The organism is Stieleria bergensis, from assembly GCA_007745635.1.
GTDB lineage: Bacteria > Planctomycetota > Planctomycetia > Pirellulales > Pirellulaceae > Stieleria > Stieleria bergensis.
Genome location: CP036272.1, coordinates 6462492 through 6479487 on the forward strand (window position 1 = coordinate 6462492; position 16996 = coordinate 6479487).

Annotated in this window: 15 protein-coding genes; 5 read left to right on the plus strand and 10 right to left on the minus strand. The window is 52.9% G+C overall.

Translation table 11 applies throughout. The annotated features are described in order from the left end of the window. Positions 1-144: 144 nt before the first annotated feature. Positions 145-612 (minus strand): hypothetical protein, encoded by a 468-nt coding sequence (locus SV7mr_RS22590; protein WP_145276963.1) that lies wholly within the window; start codon positions 610-612, stop codon positions 145-147. Between the two features lie 13 nt (positions 613-625). After that, complete coding sequence (locus tag SV7mr_RS22595; protein ID WP_419187789.1) at positions 626-814, minus strand: hypothetical protein; 189 nt, start codon at positions 812-814, stop codon at positions 626-628. A 307-nt stretch (positions 815-1121) separates the two neighbouring features. On the opposite strand from SV7mr_RS22595, the gene SV7mr_RS22600 reads away from it, so the two are divergent. The 4 genes from SV7mr_RS22600 (at position 1122) to SV7mr_RS22615 (ending at position 6837) form a co-directional block, all read left to right on the plus strand. Further along, complete coding sequence (locus SV7mr_RS22600) at positions 1122-3425, plus strand: DUF1588 domain-containing protein (RefSeq protein WP_419187790.1); 2304 nt, start codon at positions 1122-1124, stop codon at positions 3423-3425. Positions 3426-3440: 15 nt separating this feature from the next. Further along, on the plus strand, positions 3441-4874 hold the full coding sequence (locus tag SV7mr_RS22605; RefSeq protein WP_145276969.1) for a DUF1552 domain-containing protein: 1434 nt from the start codon (positions 3441-3443) through the stop codon (positions 4872-4874). 329 nt (positions 4875-5203) lie between these two features. Further along, a complete protein-coding gene (locus SV7mr_RS22610; protein WP_145276971.1) occupies positions 5204-5521 on the plus strand; it encodes a DUF3302 domain-containing protein in 318 nt (105 codons plus the stop codon). Continuing rightward, complete coding sequence (locus SV7mr_RS22615; RefSeq protein WP_145276973.1) at positions 5518-6837, plus strand: HlyD family secretion protein; 1320 nt, start codon at positions 5518-5520, stop codon at positions 6835-6837. Before SV7mr_RS22610 ends, SV7mr_RS22615 begins: the two co-directional genes overlap by 4 nt. 61 nt (positions 6838-6898) lie before the next feature. Here SV7mr_RS22615 and egtD read toward each other — a convergent pair whose 3' ends face one another. From egtD to SV7mr_RS22650, 8 genes are all read right to left on the minus strand, one after another. Next, positions 6899-7870, minus strand: a complete 972-nt coding sequence (gene egtD / locus SV7mr_RS22620; protein WP_145276975.1) for an L-histidine N(alpha)-methyltransferase — start codon at positions 7868-7870, stop codon at positions 6899-6901. 78 nt (positions 7871-7948) lie between these two features. After that, complete coding sequence (locus SV7mr_RS22625; protein ID WP_145276978.1) at positions 7949-8233, minus strand: DUF427 domain-containing protein; 285 nt, start codon at positions 8231-8233, stop codon at positions 7949-7951. Between the two features lie 16 nt (positions 8234-8249). Then, on the minus strand, positions 8250-9770 hold the full coding sequence (locus tag SV7mr_RS22630) for an ABC transporter permease/substrate-binding protein (protein ID WP_145276980.1): 1521 nt from the start codon (positions 9768-9770) through the stop codon (positions 8250-8252). Beyond that, entirely contained in the window at positions 9767-10510 is a 744-nt protein-coding gene (locus SV7mr_RS22635; RefSeq protein ID WP_145276983.1) for an ATP-binding cassette domain-containing protein, read from the minus strand. Before SV7mr_RS22635 ends, SV7mr_RS22630 begins: the two co-directional genes overlap by 4 nt. A gap of 71 nt (positions 10511-10581) precedes the next feature. After that, entirely contained in the window at positions 10582-11847 is a 1266-nt protein-coding gene (egtB, locus tag SV7mr_RS22640; RefSeq protein ID WP_145276985.1) for an ergothioneine biosynthesis protein EgtB, read from the minus strand. Next, positions 11844-11969, minus strand: a complete 126-nt coding sequence (locus tag SV7mr_RS25695) for a hypothetical protein (protein WP_419187791.1) — start codon at positions 11967-11969, stop codon at positions 11844-11846. Before SV7mr_RS25695 ends, egtB begins: the two co-directional genes overlap by 4 nt. A 208-nt stretch (positions 11970-12177) precedes the next feature. Then, on the minus strand, positions 12178-13383 hold the full coding sequence (locus SV7mr_RS22645; protein ID WP_419187792.1) for a serine/threonine protein kinase: 1206 nt from the start codon (positions 13381-13383) through the stop codon (positions 12178-12180). A 249-nt stretch (positions 13384-13632) separates the two neighbouring features. Beyond that, positions 13633-15171: an arylsulfatase gene (locus SV7mr_RS22650; RefSeq protein WP_145276989.1), complete on the minus strand. Its 1539-nt coding sequence runs from the start codon at positions 15169-15171 to the stop codon at positions 13633-13635. Positions 15172-15456: 285 nt separating this feature from the next. On the opposite strand from SV7mr_RS22650, the gene SV7mr_RS22655 reads away from it, so the two are divergent. Continuing rightward, complete coding sequence (locus SV7mr_RS22655; protein ID WP_145276991.1) at positions 15457-16245, plus strand: Fpg/Nei family DNA glycosylase; 789 nt, start codon at positions 15457-15459, stop codon at positions 16243-16245. Positions 16246-16996 lie beyond the last annotated feature (751 nt).

Consider the following 16996-nt stretch of genomic DNA (forward strand, 5'->3'; position numbering starts at 1 on the left):
GAAACCAAGATTCGTCAGACGCACACGTGATCGCGTTAGGCGATCGCCAAGCCTCAGCCTAGCGGTGAAACGACGGTCAATGAGATTGCTAACAAGCAAAGATCCCAAAACCGGAACGAACCAAAATCAACTGAACGATGCGATTCAAACGCAAGGTGGTCCGCGGGCAAAGAGGCCGGCAACCTGAGTCGCTGGCAGTTGCAATCGATACGACGTATCAACAGCAGTGGATACATCGGGAGCATCGAATTCAACCCGTGCAATGTCTAGCAATGAACCCTTGAACGAAAACGCCATGGCTTGGCAAATCGAACAATGATCACTGTCATGATCGCAGGGCGTGTCGCCTGAAGATTGATCTTCGCTGCGTTGGGGCAACGATTCATCGGGGTGATCAGATGGCTGAGCGTGATGTTGGCACTGACAGTGCCAATGCTGATCTGAACTCTCGCCGCGCGAGGTCGTTGTGACCTGTTTAGATTGCCCTTCAGATGGCTGAACCACCTGACAACAGTCGTGGTGATGATGCGAACCAACATGCAACAACCCAGCAACGTTGCCGAGGAGCAACGCGACGAGCGCGAAATAGCTGCAGTACTGTTGGCGAAACATCAAACGAGTCAACCTATCGGCTTTGCCCATCCATTCGGGTCGGAACCACTGCCTGTTTATTATCGGAGCCGACGGCCAACGCCAGTCCGAAACGCCGAAATCCAGAGTCTTTCACGGACACTTCACGATCATCAAGCTGCCCAAAACTGAACACAACGATGCGTTCTTCATCCCAAGACTCCAACGGCTCAGTGATTTCCACCGTGATTCTCACGGAAATTTACATCCAACGCAGCATTGGAAAGCCGCGCAGTCAGACAGACCGAAAACAGGGTTCAGGAGCGTTCGCCAGGAACCGTTGGTCCGGACGACTGCCCCAAGGACCGACTACGGCTCATTCGCACCGTTTGTTCGGCAACGCCAGAACCCCAAGGCACTCACTGTGGAGAATGACTGCTCGGACAGCTAAGATGAGCCCTTCGCTGACGTTTGATAAATAGATCCCACTGCCTCCTGGATTGAAAAATGCGATGCGCGGATCCTCACTGACTCTCGCTGTGGCTTGCTGGATGACATTCCTTGCGGAATTCACTTCACCCGTCGCCGCCCAAGAAACTTCCAACGCAGTATTCTCAGCTCGGATTGCTCCGTTTTTGAACGCGCATTGCCTGGACTGCCACACCGGGGACGATGCGGAAGGCCAGACGGATCTACAGTCGCTGACACCAGATTTCACCACCGATGCGCGGGCTCGACGGTGGATCGATGTGCTACAGAACCTGCAGTTCGACCAAATGCCTCCGCCCGAATCTGACCAACCGGACGCCAAGGACCGCGCTGAGGTCACAGGCTGGATTCTGAACGAGCTCAACAAAACAGGCCGCTACGAAGGCTATCGGAAAAAGCTCCTGGCTCCCGAGTACGGCAACTGGGTCAGCCACGAGAAACTTTTCTCGGGCGACATCAAAACGCCACCCTTTTCGCCCGCTCGCATCTGGCGTTACAGCCCGGCAATCTTCACCTACCGTGGACTGGGTAACGCCAAGAGTCCGTTCACGTTCATGACTTCCGAGCGAGGCATCCGAGACTATGCATCCATCTCGGTGGCTGATCAGAGCACCGTGCAAATGATGCTCATTGCCGCCGACTCATTTCTTGCCGATCGTCAACGACGGGGTGAATTTGATCGCTACGCCGCCCCCGAACTAGAACTCTCTGATCAACAGCTCAAGGACATTCTGCAACGAGAGTTCTTTCGTGTGATTGGACGTAATCTTTCCGAAGCTGAAATCGCTAAGTACTTGGCCTTTTGCAAACAGAACATTTCCACTGGCGGAAACTTGGAAGGAATCAAAACAACCATCAAGGCCATGTTTTTGAGCACCGAGTCGATGTTTCGCATGGAGCTCGGACGCGGCCCAGTTGATCAACACGGTCGCCGTCAGCTTTCATCCGACGAAATCGCCTACTCGCTAGCCTATGCATTGACGGATCATCCACCGGAACGCAACCACTTGATCCGCGACGCCTGGAAGTCCGACAAGCTAAAGAACAAACAAGACGTTGAAGCCCTGGTCCAGCAAATCATGGACCAGCAATTGACCACCGGCAGATGGGAACATCGCGACTTGCCACGCGTCATGCGATTCTTTGAAGAATACTTCGGATTCCATCGCGCCGGCAACGTCTTCAAAGACAACGATCGACGACGACGTGAAAAGATCAATCAGTGGAACACCAACATGCTTGTCCACGACGCCAAGATGCTGATCGAGCATGTCCTGCGTCAGGATCAAGACGTCATTGCGGAACTGCTGACAACCAACCAATACTTCATCGCGCACCCAGGCAACAATCAATACGCCAAAGAGTACTACGACGAACAGGTCGCGAAGATGACCGCACCAGGCTATGTCGAAGAAAAAGTCCAACAGCGACGTGAACAACTGCAAAAAGAGGTCAAAGACTGGCAACTCAAAAAGGACGAAGCAGAACGCCGCCTGGAATCATACCGCAAGACCGAACAGCTTCGCGTTGAACGTTACAAAACCGCCATCGCGGCCGGGATGAACCCGCATCCAAGCTATCCATTCGCTCCCAAGTCACGCGGCATTGGTGACCTGCTGTACATCGAGCCCTATAACTTGCCAAGCAGTGGTAGCGCTGATGAACAAAAATGGGACTGGCCCTTAGAACAACCGCTAGCCATGCCCAAAAACCAACGCGCCGGCTTGCTGACACATCCAGCTTGGCTAGCAGCCCATTCATTGAATGAAGACAATGATCCGATTCGTCGGGGCATTTGGGTTTACGAACGACTGCTGGCAGGTGTGCTCGGCGATGTTCCGCCGGATGTGGATGCAGCGGTGCCCAGCGATCCACACCAAACATTGCGTCAGCGAATGCAGAACCTGCGTGACCAACGCTGCTGGAAATGCCATCGCAAAATCAACCCGCTGGGGGAAACCTTTGAGATCTTTGACGACTGGGGGCGATACAGAAATCGAATCTACTTCGACCAAGATGGCAAAGTTTACCACCGACGCGATGGTGATTTTGAACGTCGTTTAGAAGCCAACGAATTAACGACGCGTCCAGTGGATGCCTCTGGTATGATCTCCGGTTCCGGTGACCCGAACGTTGACGGCCCCGTCCAAGACGCGGTTGAGATGATGCATCGCCTGGGGCATTCACAGCGAGCACGCCAATCGTTTATTCGGCACCTATTTCGCTACTTGATGGGCCGCAATGAAATGCTCAGTGATTCCCAGACCCTGATCGCGGCAGAACAAGCCTACTTAGCAAACGGCGGCAGCTTCAAAGCACTGGTTGTTTCACTGCTCAGCTCAGACTCTTTCCTTTACCGACGATAACTCGTGGATAGCACGATGAATTCACATCGAAGACGCTTTCTGAAACAAGCATCACTTGGCAGCGCCTCGCTAGGACTGTCCCCCTTGATGCTGGCATTGCGAGCGCAAGCCGCGGAAGATCAAATACAACTGCCAAAGCGTTTCGTCTTTGTCGTCAAGTCATCCGGCATCGACAAGTTTAATCTTGTTCCCGAACAACTTGAAAATCACTACGTCGACACCAAGGACGGCAAGAAACTTGGCAATCGTGCTCGCCGACTTGGTCCCAAAGTCAACGCTTCTCTCGCCGATTTGACGCTGCCAGAAAAATTGCAGCCACTCGCTGACTGGACGGATCGGTTGACGATTATTCAGAGTTTGTCTGGCGAGGGCTTTCGCGGCGATCACACCTGTGGCTTCGGGGCCCTGTCTTGCCACGATTCCGAACGCATTGCTGTTGCACCCACCATCGACTGCCTGCTGGGACAACATCTTTCCAAAGGCCCCTACGCCATGTACGGCATGGCAATGAACGGCCGACTGCTAGAGACCGGCTGGAAACCCGAACAATCCTATTGCTACCCCAACCTGTCTGCCCATGCTGCTGGAAAGCCAGTCGCCTATCAAGCGTCACCACGGAAGGCCTTTCTAGAGCTCTTCGGCGCCGCGGTGGCAACGCCCAAGCAATTGGAAACCAAGCTTGCGCTCAACGGAAACCTCCTGGACTTCCTGACCGAAGATGCCAAGCGAATCAAAACACAGCTGAGCAGTCGCGAGAAAGAACGCTTCGAACGTTACACCGATTCATTTAACTCACTGCGAGACATTGAAGCCAAAAAGGCCAGACTGATCGACCAGATCCAAGAGCATGCGCCAACGATGACCGATCGCTACGATGCGCTCGCGCCGTCAGCTCGAATCGAATCGCACTTTGAAATCGCTTCGGCAGCACTCATCGCTGGCTTGACCAACGTGATCACGTTGCGACCCGACACGCTAGGCGTCAAATATTCAGACTTGGGGCTATCCAATTCAGTGCATGCCATTGGGCACCTCGATACCAACACCGCATCCAACGGCTGGACAGGCCATCAAGCGCGCCAACAAATCGAGCAACTTCACCTGACACAGATTGGTCAGTTGGCAAGCAAACTCGATGCCGTCCCCGAAGGCAACGGAACCATGCTGGACAACACCCTGATTGTCTACATGTCCTGTGCAGGTGGAGACCATCACGGCGGCCAAGCTGACTGGCCTTTCATCTTACTAGGTGGACTCGGCAACAAACTCAACATGGGACGTTATCTTGAATACCCCAAGTATCAAGAAACTGGCCACCGAACGATTGCCAACCTTTACCTCGCCTTCATGCACGCGGCGGGAATGGCCACGCCTGAGACGTTTGGGCAATTCGACCCAAGCCTCAAACATTTGGACCTCACTGGCCCACTCGAAGAGCTACTGGCTTAGCGTCCAGCATCGTTCAGCATCGCAATCCGGTAAACATGGGAGTGGAACTCCCTCAGCCAGGATTGCAATTGCTGGCTTAAAGTCTTACGGGCCCCCAACGCCGTGACTCAACCGCCCTGCGCATTGAACAATCCTGCATCAATGGATGCGGAAATCCATCGCCGGTGCGATCCTGAAGAGACACAGGCGAAGGTTGCAAACTAGAATGCAAGACTGATTCAAGACTTGACGCTGCGTGATCGCCATGCATTACTTCTTTGACTTGGCGAATTCAATCGGTTTTCATCCAATGAGCGCACCTCAAGACCGGCGTCCCTCAGGGAGACAGAATGTCCATCTATGATTTCATCGCCTTTGGCGCGATGCTCGTTGTCTTTTGCGGGTTGATTTTCCTAGTGATCTGGCTGGGAGACCTGCCAGCGAACATTGCCACCAAACGCAACCATCCTCAAGTGGACGCGGTGCGCGTGATGTCTTGGTTGGGACTGCTCTTCACGGGCGGCATTCTGTATCTCGCTGCCATCATTTGGGCCTACTACGACTACAACGCGGTAAACCAGCAAGCCGAGAATCCTTCACTCAAGGAACTTGAATCTCGGGTCGCTCAGCTGGAAGCCAACCTCAAGCAAGCGGAGGATCACGCATGATTCTGGCAATGATGATTGTGTACATCGTCGTACTCTACTTGGTCTTCAACGTCTTTAAGCTGGTTCAACCGTCGACGCGAAATCAGATCTATGTCACGCTAATTGGCTGCGCTGCGATCTATTGCATTCTGCTGTTGATCAACGTCTTTCAGCCCATGTCGACCGACCTTCGCGTGCTGAGGGCTGTGATTCCTCTGCGCACGCGGATGGATGGCACGGTGGTTGAAGTCGCCGCAAAGCCCAACTCACCGCTCAAGAAAGGCGACCTGATCTTTCGAGTCGATCCTGCTCCCTACCAAGCCGATGTTGATCGGCTGGAGGCGATGCTTGCCGAAGCCATTCAGCAAGCCAAAATGCTGCCTCAAAAACTGGCGTCGGCAGAGGCGAACGAGCAGCGTGCACGCGCTGATCTTGTCGACGCTCAGCAACAGGTCAAAGTCCTGGGGACGAACTTAGATGCCGCCAAAGCCAGCGTCGACAAGTTTGCCGCACAAGAAAAGCTGGCCAAAGAGAAGTACGACCGACAAAAGGCATTGATCGCAAGCAATGCGACTTCAGAGGAAGACCTCCAAGAATCAGAGCGATCCTATCGCACTGCCCAAGCATCCTCGATCCAAGCGATTGCCGCACGAGATGCCGCACAGGTCGCTTTCGATGCCAAGATCGGTGACGTCAATACGATTGTTATCCAAGCCGAAGAAGCCGTTCGACAGGCAGTCGCTGCACGACAAAACGCCAAGCTTGCCTTGGATTCTGTCATCAACGGTGAAAACACCACCGTCGCTCGCATTCGCGCCGAACTGCGTTCAGCAAGAATCGACCTCGTAGACACGCGAGTCGTTGCCCCAGACGACGGCATCGTCACCAACCTTAGCCTACGTCCTGGACAGAACATTCGTGCGACGGAGGGCGGTGTGGTCACCTTTGTGCGCGATGCTGACTTTATCATCGGTGCAACCTTCGATCAGCCCTCGCTCAATCAAATCAAGATCGGCGACGCAGCCGAAGTCGCCTTCGATGACCTGCCGGGACAAACCTTTCAAGCCACCGTCTGTCGCTTCAACTTGGGCATTCCTCAAGGCCAGGTTCTAAGCGATGGTCGACTGCTCGACACCACCCCCGAATCCCACGGCAGGTTCTTTATCGGACTGGACGTCGAAGGGATCACAAACCTTTCACTGCCAGCCGGTACCGCAGGCGCAGCGACGGTCTACACCGATCAGGGCAAAGCTCTGGTCCCGGTGCGCAAAGTATTCTTTCGCTGGTACACCTGGCTCAATTACATCAATACAGAAATGGAAGTGACGGCGCCCTAAAATGCAGGCATTGCATGACCACGCCGCAAGCAACCATCGGCAAGTGGCTGAATTAGGAGGGCTACTCCGCCAGCTTCACAAAGTGCATCACGGCAAAACGCTGCTCGTCGTCGGTCCATTCCTTACGGAGCGTCAGTCCAGCGTTGGCAGCAATCTGAGCGAAGCCCTGCACGGTGTACTTGTGTGAATGCTCGGTGCAAATGGACTCGCCTTGATGTAGCCAAAACGTCCTCCCAGAAACAGAGATCGATTGCTCAATCTTACTTTCGAGGAACAGTTCCACGCGGCCATGCTGATCATTGTAGCGAGCCCGATGACGAAACTGCTCCAACTTGAAATCACCTTCGATCTCGCGATTCATACGCCGCAGCAGATTCAGATTGAATTCCGCTGTGATCCCTTGGGCATCATCGTAAGCTGACTCGAGTGTCTGATGATCCTTTTGCAAATCGACGCCAATCAACAGCCCTCCTCCTGTCCCACAAAGTCGAGCGATCTGAGCGAGCAGCTTTTCGGCCTCGGCGGGAGGAAAGTTGCCAATGGTCGACCCTGGAAAGTAAACGGCGCTATGGGTGGCTGGTTGACTGGGAACAGGCAACGCAAATTCAGCGGTGAAGTCCGCGCAGACAGGCAACACTTCTAGATCCGGATAACTCTGGGCCAGACGATCGCAGGTTTCTTGCAAGTGCTTGCGGGAAATATCAACGGGCACATACCCGGCCATCTGTTCCAAGTGATCCAACAGCAAACGTGTTTTGACGCTACTGCCACTGCCGTATTCAACGAGCATCACACCCAGGCCGATCTGCTGTGCCATCTCGTCGGCGTAGTCTTCCATGATTTGCAACTCAGTGCGCGTCAGATAGTACTCCTCCAGATCACAGATCTGATCGAACAACTGAGATCCACGCTGATCATAAAAGTACTTGCAGGGCAAGCTCTTGGGCGACTGCTCCAGTCCGTCAATCACCTCGTCCAGAAAAGACTGGGAACAAGGCTCTAGATCCAACAACGTCGTGCTCGAATTATCCACATCTACACCATGGGTTCCGGTAGTTCTCAACAGTCAACCAAACAGCTTAATCAGGCAATGCCAGCCATTTCAAACGAATCATTCCTGAACCGTCACGCCCTTCCAAAACGCAACGTATCCCTTGATCTGCGACGCCTCAGGTTTTGGGGTCGGGTAGTACCAAGCAGCTTCCGCGTTGACGCTTCCATCAACGACAACGTCGTAGTAACTAGCGGTTCCCTTGCATCCGCACACGGTGGTTGCATCACTGTTTTGAAAGAATTCAGACTTGATCGATTCCGGCGGAAAGTAATGATTCCCTTCCAACATCGTGGTCGAATCGCTTTCGGCGATCACTGCATTGTTCCAGATAGCTTTAGCCATTGATGAATCTCCATCGTTAAGTTTGTGAAAGTCTCAGACCCTTGGGAACGAACCATCGTTCCGCCAATTCAAAAGCAGCTTGTACCGCCAGCGCCAGGATCGCTGCAGGGATTGCCCCCTGAAGAATCAAGCTCAAATCATTGAGCCGAATCCCTTTCAAGATGGGCTGGCCATAACCCCCAGCCCCAATCAAGGCCCCCAGCGTTGCGAAGCCAACGTTGATCACCGCAGCGGTCTTGATCCCAGCAAGAACACTGCGAGAGGCAAGCGGTAATTCGATGTGCAGCAAACGAAATGTTGGTGGTAAACCCAACGCTAACGCCGCCTCACGATGATGGCTGGAAATCCCAACCAGTCCAGCATGCGTGTTCCGCACAATGGGAAGCAAGCTATAGAGCAAGAGGGCTGCAACGGCAGTACTGGATCCCAGCCCAACCCCGACCAAACCAAACGCAGCAACGACAGGCATGAACAGGACTAACAGCGCCAGGGCAGGAATGGTTTGAATGATGCCAACGGATGCCAGAATCACTTGCCCCAACCTGGGCAACTTTGCCGCAGCGATCCCCAGCGGCACCGCCAGCAAGATGGCCGGAAGGAACGAGCGCCGCACTAAGTCCAGATGCTCGATCGTTCGTTGCAATAAACGAGCCAGCAAAGTTTCCCGCTTGACCTCCGTCACGATTCCAAACCGTGCCTCCAACCAATCAGCCGCGACGCGTGGCTCGGACACATCTGCCTCAGTTTCCGCTCGACTGTTTGCATCGATCATTTCGGATTCGGAAATCGCTCCCTGCAATCGCAACAGCGACCGAACCGCTTGAGGAGATCGATCCGGTAAATCGTCGCGATACAGCAGCACGGCATCGTAGCGAGGAAAGTAGTTCAAGTCGTCCTTCAACACGGCTAGATCATATGAATTGATTTTGGCGTCGGTTGTGTAAACGTCGATCACATCGATCGCCCCCAACTCAAGTTGCTTGTAGGCTAAATCGTGATCCAGCCCAGTCACTTCTTGATGAGGCAATTCATAATGCGACTGTAGGTTTTTCCAACCATCTTCCCGGTCAACAAACTCATTGCTGAACCCAAATCTCAACTGCGGGTGCCGCAGCAGATCACTGACGGTCTTGATCTGCAATGCATCGGCGTGTTGCCTGGTCATGCCCAGTGCATAGGTGTTGTTAAAACCCAATGGCTGCGACATTTGAATCCCAAGCTCTTGCAGTGCTGTCTGCATCGCGGCGAAGTCAACCGTCGAGTTCCCAAGAATTTCTTGAGCGATGGTTCCTGTATATTCTGGATAGACGTCAATGTCTCCATTTCGCAGGGCTTCAAAGACCAACTTCGTGCCGCCAATCTCCCATGAATGCTGGGCCGAAACGCCTGCGTCATCGCACAAGATGCGCAGCATCTCGCCCAAGATCACTGATTCGGTGAACTTTTTAGAGCCGACCTTCACCTTACTGCGCTGCCAAGACAGGGGCACAAAGGCCAAAAATAACATGCCGATGATGAACAGAATCCAGCGAATCATGACGCCTCCTGGGGAAGCACCGAACGCTGAGCGCGAATAAAACGCGTGACAAACGGATCAACCGGCGCCGATAACAACTGCTCCATCGTTCCTTGCTGCAACACCTGCCCATCGCGCATCAAAATCACTTCATCAGCAAAGAAAGCCGCTTCATGAACATCGTGAGTGACCATGATCACCGTCTTGCCTAACTGCTGGATGATCCGCTTCAAATCAACCTGCAAGTCGTGTCGGATCAGCGGATCCAGGGCCCCCAGTGGCTCGTCCAACATCAACACGTCTGGGTCCAACATCAGGGCTCGCATGATTCCGATCCGCTGCTGTTGACCGCCAGAGAGCTGTGCGGGAAAGCGGTCCAGCGCCTCGTCAGGCAACTGCACCAATTGCGAAAGCACCTGCACACGCTCGGCAATTCGATCCGATTTCCACTTCAATTGACGCGCCACGAGAGTCACATTATCTCGAGCGGTCAGATGGGGGAACAGACCGCCATCCTGAATGACATACCCGATCTTCTGCCGATAACTTAGGACGTTCGTGTCATTGATGCCGATGCCGTCAAAGGTAATGGTGCCAGAGTCGGGGCGGGCGAGCCCCAAAGCGACTTTCAACAACGTCGACTTGCCACAACCGCTGGTGCCAACGACGACGTAGACCATTTCGGCGCCAAACGTCAGATTCGTTTCGCACAGCGCCCGCAACGAACCATACCGCTTCGATACACCGACCAACTCCAACATCGCTGTTCCACCCCTCTGAACAAATCTTGCCGCGATGCAACCGTTACCGCATCATCTCACTCGGCTTGCAATCAATCGGCACCCAGTTCTCGACAAAGCCGAATCGCTGTGAAGGGCCATCGGGCACCGGCGGGATAGAAGTTTCGATAGGTCAGACGAAAATGCGATTCAGGGGTCGCACAACAACCACCTCGCAAAACCATCTGGTTGCACATGAATTTCCCATTGTACTCGCCCAAGGCTCCGCGACTGGCTCGATAGCCGGGATAGGCGATGTATGGACTGCGAGTCCACTCCCACAGGTCTCCAAACATCTGCGACAATGCCCCGCAATCAACAGACGCACCACCTGGCTGAGGGTGCAAATGACCTGATTCAAGGAAACTGCCACCTTTTGATTCCTTTGCTCTGGCAGCCGTCTCCCAGTAACTTTCCTGTGGCAACCAGCACTGGCTCCAACGAGCAAAGGCGTCCGCTTCATAGTAACTGACATGACAAACGGGCTCGCTAGGATTCAGCTCTTTCAAACCCGCAAGCGTGAACACACTCCACTGATCGCCTTGCAACTGCCAGTACAACGGTGCATCCCAGCCACAATCTTTGACAACCCGCCAGCCTTCGGAAAGCCAGAACTCAGGGCGTTCGTAGCCACCATCATTGATGAATTCTAGATACTCGCCGCAAGTTGTTAATCGATTGGCCAGTTCAAACTTTTCGACATAAACTTGGTGCTCAGGGGTTTCGTTGTCAAAACAGAAATCTGTCCCCGAATGACCGATTTTGACCAGAGAACTTTCAAACTCGACCCAATCGAACTGAATCAGGTCGGTGGCCTCCTCCGTGTCGCGTTCTCGGTAAACCGGATCCAGCGGGTTACGCGAGAACACATGCTTGATGTCCATCAACATCAGTTCCTGGTGTTGCTGTTCGTGATGGACGCCTAGTTCTACGACGTTCAGCAACGACGGATTTGGATCACCAGCGAGCAGTGTCTGCATCGCATCATCAACATGCTGACGATATTCGAGAACTTCCGCAAACGTCGGCCTGGACAGGAATCCACGCTCTGATCGCGCGAATTGCTGGCCAACGCTGTTGTAATAGGAATTGAAGAGAGACTCATAACGAGAATCGGGCGTTTGATAACCTGGCAATCCTGGCTTGAGCACAAAGGTCTCGAAAAACCAAGTGGTATGGGCTAAGTGCCACTTCAGCGGACTGACGTCCGGCATGGATTGAATGCAGCAATCCTCGGGCTCAAGAGGTTCGACAATCACCGCCGAGGCAAGCCGAACGCGTCGGTATTGATCCAAGATTGACGGCGATTCAACCGTCATCGAACGGCTCGTTTGAAAAGACAATGGCGATCATCCACGCGGTAGTACCAAGACTGTTCACTGCGAATGAGTTCTCCGCCAATCATATTCTGCGAAGCATTCGCTGACAGACAGTCACTCATTCGCCTGATCATACCAAACCGGCTAGTGCATTCGTGCAAGCAATCTGCCGTCGCTAAAAATTCGCGATGAATTCACGCAAGCACTGAAACAACGGCCAGCGATTTGCTTTCACAGCATCAGTGATCCGCATCAGCTCACGCAACCGACTGACAAATGCAGCCTAGTGGTGCGAACAAACCGCTCTCGAAACGCCAATGCTCATACCTGTCAAGCGAAATCAATCAACATCCCAAACACGATCCGCCCCATGAGCAGCATGAAACTGACCGTGATAAAGAGCGTGATGAGTACCACAACGCGTGGATACTTATCCAGAAAAGCCTCATAGCTGCGGAGCACCTTCTTAGTGCCCGTGACCACACAATGAATCCCAAGTTGTCCACAACGCAGACGCTGAAGTTCTTCCAATGCTTCCTCAGCCGACTGAAAGCGATCCTCGGGAGAGGTCGCCAAACCTTGGGCAATGAAGATCCGGTACTCCTTGGGCACAACGCCTGGGAATGAGCTCGTGTAACAACGTGAATCCACGCTAGGAGGACGTTTGCTCTTCATCACCGCCAGTGTTTCTTGCACACCGAGGGTTGGTCGCGTGTACGGCGTCAGCGTGAGCAATTCAAAGAAACAGATAAATGCCGAGTACAGATCACTCCGCTCATCAATCCTTTCGATGTTTGGATTCGCTTGTTCAGGTGAGCAATATCTTGGGGTGCCAGTAAAGCCAGATTGCGAAGGCAACTCATAACTGCCTTCATCACCCGAACTTTTTTCCAACGCAAGTCCCCAATCAATTAGTTTGACTTCACCGCAATCACCGATCATGACATTCGAAGGCTTGATGTCTCTGTGAAGCACGTTGAGCTCATGTGCGTACTTTAGCGCCTGCAAAAGCCCTTGGAAGATATCAATCTTCGTCGAGATTGATGTGAACGGATCGGCACAGGATTCGTCTGCAGCCAAATCAGCCATCAGTTCGTTTAACGTGCGTTGGCCTTCATGCTGCATCGTGTAGAAAGCACTACCTTTCTCATCCACTTCCAAGCTATAAATCAGTGGCAGATTAGGATGCTCAAAACGGCCCAGCAAACGAGCTTCGCTGATTAGTTTCTCTTGACACTCGGGACCTTTGCCTTCCTTGATTTGCTTCAGTGCTACCTTACGAGCAATGAACAGATCATTAACCGCGAGAACGGTCCCCATGCCGCCCTCACCAAGCTGATAGTCATATTCATACTTTGAGCCCGAAAGCAATGGCATTGCGGGCTGAGCATCGGCGTCAAAAGCGAGCGTCGGGTCATCTACACCAGCGGTGGCAATTCGCAAATCACGGGTTGGCGAGTTCGGCATCAACTCATGAGGCCTGATCGTATCGTCAACCTCTGGTTCCGGGAGAGCGTGTTGCTTCTTTATCTTCATCAAAACACCAACAGCCGAAGACATCCGTAGAAAAGATGGCAATCCAGGACCACGCCAATCATCGTGCCGGAGCATGATAACGCGGCCCCAAATTGCGAGCGCTCACGATTTATACAAGTCACCACTGACGGTTCAACCCAAAAAAACGCGAGTCCTTAAGGAATCCACGTCAGCCGCACTTTCATGATAGACAATCAGGTTCAGCAACCGCACAATACCGCATGTCCAGATGCACAAATAGAGATCAGCTTACTGTCCCATTTGATCACTTGTCACATCTTCTTTAATCTCCTCAGCGTTTGAACCTGCCGATGTCGATCGCGAGGGAAACTCTTTGAAGGTCGCCAAATGTTCTTGAACGATTCGTTTCGCTGGCCCAAAGGCCCACATGTTCTTGCCAAGAAATTCGATATAGTGCCCCGACTCATCTGCTGCTCGTTCAAAGGGATCGCGACGAAGATTAAATAACAACGGAGCTCCAAGTCGTTCCTTAGGACCGAACCAACCTTCATTTTGAACGATAAAATGAGCTTTCCAGTCTTTGTATCGAACCGCTTGCAGGGTGGTGCCCTCGTAATAAACCACTTCTTTTCGATTCGATGCACCTTTGCCGCACATGAGATCCAGTTGATTGTAGCCGTCGAGGTGAACACGATAGCCCTCGTATCCGCTCTTCAGTTCCTCTGTTAAGTCTTCAGGACCACCTGCCGCAGCGACTAAGGTTGGCAGAAAGTCCATGTGATCGGTGATCCCGTTGCTTACCTGTCCTGCTGGAACCCGCGCTGGCCAGCGAACGACCATCGGCACCCGAAAGCCTCCTTCCCATGTCGTCCCCTTTTCTCCGTGAAACGGAGTCATCCCCCCGTCCGGCCAAGTCATGATCTCTGGTCCGTTGTCGCTCGTGAAGACAACAATGGTGTTGTCGGCGATCCCCAGGGCATCCAGCTTTTCGAGAACCTTTCCGACATTGTCGTCTAGCTCCTTCATGACGACCTCTTGCATTCCCATGCCATCTGTACCGAGCAACTTTTTATATCGATCGGAGAAATAGGTATAGATGTGTGCGCGAGCAGGGCACATCCAACAGAAAAAGGGCTGATCATCCTTGGCCTTCCGCTCAATGAAGTCGAGCGTTCGCGTGGTAACCTCGTCATCCAACGTTTTCATTCGCTGAGGAGGACACGGTCCATCATCACGAACGACTTGGTTTCCGTTTTCATCAACTTTGCAATCCACGATGTTGCGAGGCTTAAACGCAGCGCCGGCGTCACCCTTGGGAAAGTCCGGGTTGGATGCATATTCCATGGCATTCAAGTGGTACAACCAGCCCCAGTACTCGTCAAACCCATGTCGAGTCGGCAAGGCTTCGTTCGAATCACCAAGGTGGTTCTTGCCAAACTGCCCTGTGCTGTAACCAAGCTTTTTGAGCAACTGCGCGACGGTTGGATCAAGATTGCTCAACCGCTTATCGTCCCCTGGCAAACCAACCGTGTGCATGCCGGTACGAATGGGAAACTGTCCCGTCAAGAACGCAGATCGCCCTGCGGTGCAACTGGGCTGAGCGTAATGATCAGTGAAACGAATCCCTTCACGAGCAATGCGATCAATATGAGGAGTTTGACTGCTCATGATCCCCGAGTGATAACAACTCGGATTCGACCAACCTACATCATCAGCCATGATCACAATGATGTTCGGTTTCGACTGAGCAGAAAGTTGACTGGGGGTAGCGACACCTGCGGCCAAGGCAACGAGAACGAGCATTCTTGGAAACATTCTTCCCCTCATGGAGTAGTTATACCAGCGTTCACTGGACAGTTAAAAGCAGTCAATCGTGAGTGGTATGATGCTTGCTCACCACAGGCTGAACAGATGCACATTTAGAAAAACATCAAATCAAAACACCTCCTGTTTGTGCACATTAAATCTCCGAGAATCATGCAGACAGCGCTCAGGCTAAAATGATCTGTTGAATCAGGCTCAATAACATTCTTCTACAAAGATGCGCACCGGAGTGTGTAGTGAGGTGATCACCCCAACAAATTGCTTGGCTCCAAAGAGGACTGGAAATCAATGCCAGAAGGCCACACCATCCATCGCATCGCCAGGGATCATACAAACTGGTTTGCCAACCAGAAGCTTCGCGTTTCGTCTCCACAAGGCCGCTTTCATGACGAGGCGGCGGTACTGAGCGGGCAAATGTTGCACACGGTTGAGGCCCATGGAAAGCACCTGTTCTATCACTGGGCCAAACAAATCCTGCATGTGCATCTGGGGCTCTATGGCAAGTTTCGTCGACACTCCAGCCCACCACCAGAACCACGCGGATTGGTACGGCTGCGTGCTGTCGGCAAGGAGCACGCCTTCGACCTTAACGGTCCCAACACCTGCGAACTGATCACCGCGACGCAGCTCGAGAAACTCAGGGAACGGCTGGGAGAAGATCCTCTGAGAACCGATGCCGTGCCCAGCCGAGCATGGACGAAGCTCCAGCGATCAAAGACACCCATTGGTCAGCAACTACTAAATCAATCCATCATTGCAGGTGTCGGCAACATCTATCGCTGCGAGGTAATGTTCCTGCTAGGGATTCACCCAAAATGCGCAAGCAAATCGATCTCGTCATCAACGTTCGAAGAACTTTGGGAGCTGCTGGTCGAACTACTGAATATCGGCGTCGACTATAACAAGATCATCATTCCCAAAAACGGCAAGCGGAGCCAACTGAAGAAGAAAGCCTTCGGCGATGAGAGATTACTTGTGTACAAGAAAGATCGTTGCCCTCGCTGCGGAACCGCGATTATAGAACAACCCATCGGAGCCAGGAAATGCTACTGGTGCCCGAAGTGCCAGGCTCTTTGAGGCCGAATAGAAGGATGCAGAACGACGGAAGAGAAGGTCGTTTTAAAGAGATCTTTTACGGGTTACAACACGACGGCGCTGCGATGTGGCTCATCTAACGATAGCTCATTCAGCCGAGAAACAAGAGGCCGGAAACATTGGTGACCAGCCCTTGTGCTGTGAGCAGAAAACCTTGACGCGTTGGACGTTTTTCGCTGGAGCCTGCTGACGATAATCAATGAAGCCAGGGTCACCTTCAGACGAGAGAATAAAGCTCGCCTAGAGCTAGACTTTTTACCATGCCCAACGAGACTTAATTACCTTGCGTGAAGGTAAAGAAGTTGTAGGTTTCATCGAACCGAAACGGCAATCCAGCAGGTGACGCTGATCTGTTGGCTGACTTCGGCTCAGTGGCATCCAACAGGCGACATCACGAACGGATGAGTCGACCACTCAACGACTAAACGGGAACGTGATGAGTTGCTCTGCCTGCGGTGTCCCTTCGCTGCAACAACGCCGACGATGTACAGAAACTTATTCGAACTGTCCCAGAGACCGGAAAAGGATGCGTTGAACAGCATTGTGGCAGCAAGTCCCTTTAAAACCAGTTAGACAGTAACGGTTGACCAAAAGTCGTTCGCGCCCCCGATCGCGAACGCAAACTGAAAGTAGTCGGCAAGCGTTCTGATCTGAAACCAGAGCACCACCGCCCCACCATCTCAAAGTCCCACGCACCCCCGCCCCACCATTTCAAAGTCCCACGCACCCCCGC

What these genes read in the sequence shown, in the direction of transcription:
- SV7mr_RS25695 (WP_419187791.1), bottom strand. Translation starts at nt 11,969, where the DNA reads ATGAGTGACTGTCTGTCAGCGAATGCTTCGCAGAATATGATTGGCGGA.
- SV7mr_RS22600 (WP_419187790.1), top strand. Translation starts at nt 1,122, where the DNA reads ATGACATTCCTTGCGGAATTCACTTCACCCGTCGCCGCCCAAGAAACT.
- SV7mr_RS22655 (WP_145276991.1), top strand. Translation starts at nt 15,457, where the DNA reads ATGCCAGAAGGCCACACCATCCATCGCATCGCCAGGGATCATACAAAC.
- SV7mr_RS22615 (WP_145276973.1), top strand. Translation starts at nt 5,518, where the DNA reads ATGATTCTGGCAATGATGATTGTGTACATCGTCGTACTCTACTTGGTC.
- SV7mr_RS22610 (WP_145276971.1), top strand. Translation starts at nt 5,204, where the DNA reads ATGTCCATCTATGATTTCATCGCCTTTGGCGCGATGCTCGTTGTCTTT.
- SV7mr_RS22650 (WP_145276989.1), bottom strand. Translation starts at nt 15,171, where the DNA reads ATGAGGGGAAGAATGTTTCCAAGAATGCTCGTTCTCGTTGCCTTGGCC.
- SV7mr_RS22590 (WP_145276963.1), bottom strand. Translation starts at nt 612, where the DNA reads ATGTTTCGCCAACAGTACTGCAGCTATTTCGCGCTCGTCGCGTTGCTC.
- SV7mr_RS22605 (WP_145276969.1), top strand. Translation starts at nt 3,441, where the DNA reads ATGAATTCACATCGAAGACGCTTTCTGAAACAAGCATCACTTGGCAGC.
- SV7mr_RS22645 (WP_419187792.1), bottom strand. Translation starts at nt 13,383, where the DNA reads ATGAAGATAAAGAAGCAACACGCTCTCCCGGAACCAGAGGTTGACGAT.
- SV7mr_RS22625 (WP_145276978.1), bottom strand. Translation starts at nt 8,233, where the DNA reads ATGGCTAAAGCTATCTGGAACAATGCAGTGATCGCCGAAAGCGATTCG.
- egtB (WP_145276985.1), bottom strand. Translation starts at nt 11,847, where the DNA reads ATGACGGTTGAATCGCCGTCAATCTTGGATCAATACCGACGCGTTCGG.
- SV7mr_RS22635 (WP_145276983.1), bottom strand. Translation starts at nt 10,510, where the DNA reads ATGTTGGAGTTGGTCGGTGTATCGAAGCGGTATGGTTCGTTGCGGGCG.
- SV7mr_RS22630 (WP_145276980.1), bottom strand. Translation starts at nt 9,770, where the DNA reads ATGATTCGCTGGATTCTGTTCATCATCGGCATGTTATTTTTGGCCTTT.